Here is an 821-nt window from a genome sequence, read left to right on the forward strand (position 1 = left end):
GCGCAGCCTCGACCGGCGCCTGCACACCAACGGCATCCCGGCGGAATTCCACGAGCCGGTGCAGGCCCTGAACGCCATGCTGGCGCGGCTGGAAGAGAGCTTTGAGCGTCTGTCGCAATTTTCCGCCGACCTGGCCCACGAGATCCGCACGCCGTTGCACAACCTCCTGGGCAGCAATGGCCTGGCCTTGAACCAGCCGCGCAGTGCGGCGGAGTACCAGGAAGTGCTGGCCTCCAACATGGAAGAGTTCGAGCGCCTGGGACGCATGGCCGAGAACCTGCTGTTCCTGGCCCGGGCCGAGCAGGCCGATGCGGTGCTGGACCTGCAGGTACTGTCACTGGCCGGTGTCGGGGCGCAACTGTGCGACTACTTCGAAGCCCTGGCCGACGACCGCCAGTTGCGCCTGGAGAACGGTTTTTCCGGCGAGCTGCGGGCTGACCAGCAATTGCTGCAACGGGCCCTGGGCAACCTTCTGGCCAATGCCGTGCGTCATGCCGATGCAGGGTCGCTGATCCGCCTGCGGCGCCACGACGAAGCGGGCTGGTGCTGGTTGCAGGTGCACAACCAGGGCCCGGCGATCGCCCCCGAGCACCTGCCCCGGCTGTTCGACCGTTTCTACCGGGTCGACCCGTCCCGAGCCGAGCCGGGGGACTCCGGGGGCCTGGGGCTGGCCATCGTGCACTCGATCATGCTGCTACATGGCGGCCAGGTGCGGGTCACGAGCGATGAGCAGGCCACGGTATTCGAACTGGGCTTCCCCCTCCTGTAGCCGCTGCCGAGGCTGCGACAAGGCCGCCAGGCCTTCAGCGGTCTGCAGTATT

General features: G+C 67.5%; 1 protein-coding gene. It reads left to right on the top strand.

What is annotated here, in order from left to right:
- On the top strand, window positions 1–769 hold a 769-nt coding region (locus F6S12_RS32385), incomplete at its 5' end, for a heavy metal sensor histidine kinase (protein ID WP_315869939.1).
- Between the last annotated feature and the right edge of the window lie 52 nt (window positions 770–821).

Source organism: Pseudomonas sp. JV245A, assembly GCF_032424515.1.
GTDB classification, from domain to species: Bacteria; Pseudomonadota; Gammaproteobacteria; order Pseudomonadales; family Pseudomonadaceae; genus Aquipseudomonas; species Aquipseudomonas protegens.